The organism is Psychrobacter sp. MES7-P7E (assembly GCF_002863645.1).
In the GTDB taxonomy this organism is placed as follows: Bacteria; Pseudomonadota; Gammaproteobacteria; order Pseudomonadales; family Moraxellaceae; genus Psychrobacter.
On record NZ_PJBU01000048.1, the window covers coordinates 1 to 795 of the forward strand.

1 protein-coding gene and 1 pseudogene are annotated in these 795 nt (G+C 41.8%); both read right to left on the minus strand.

From position 1 onward, the window contains the following. Positions 1–378 (minus strand): annotated as a pseudogene (locus tag CXF62_RS01435) (transposase family protein); the annotation flags it as partial. 8 nt (positions 379–386) lie between these two features. After that, the coding region (locus tag CXF62_RS01440; protein WP_145990521.1) for a transposase family protein at positions 387–795 on the minus strand (409 nt) is incomplete at its 5' end.

A 795-nucleotide genomic window follows, 5' to 3' on the forward strand; every position in this document is an offset into this window, starting at 1 on the left:
TTTAAGCTCGGAATTAATGATACCAGCAAACAGCTTCATTCTAAGATCATAGCGCTGACGACGGTTGCGATATTTATGAGCCACGATTTTAAACAACTTGATTAAGCCTATTTTGTGCTCAACCACAATACGGAACTTTGCCAGATAGTGATTGGCCTGTTTGCATATCTCCAATAACTGACCACCACGAGGTTTCTTAAATGGTGTGAAAGTTTGGTTATGTAGCTTTGCTAACCCTTGATAACCACTGTCTGCTAGATAGTTAGTGTTCTCAGGTAACCAATCAGGACAAGTATCTTTATACAGCTTAAAATCGTGGATTGACCCTTTACAGGTTTGCACATCAAGTATCAAACCGGTTTGCCAATGAACGATAACCTGCGCTTTTAAGGTGTGTTGTTTTTTCTTGCCGCTGTAGTAGTCTCTTTGGTTTTTTTTGGACGCTCAATTGGGGTTTCGGTGGCATCGACAATGACGACTGACCAATTGATGTCCTCATCGACGCGACTAGGCAACTTTTTAAACAATTCAAACCTGCCAGAGTCAATCAGTATGTCTTCTACTTTACGAATGATACGGCTAGCAGAAGACTCATGAATACCAAAGTCCATACTGATATGATAAAGCGTGCGGTATTCACGCCAATAAGTCAGGGCTAGTAGTATCTGCTCCTTAAGACTGAGCACGCTTGGTCTACCTGATTTGGTCTTAGATGCTTCATGCTCTTGCATGGCCTCAAGCATGTCATAAAAGGTGGTTTTATGAATGCCAGTGTAGCGTTTAAAACCAGCGTCA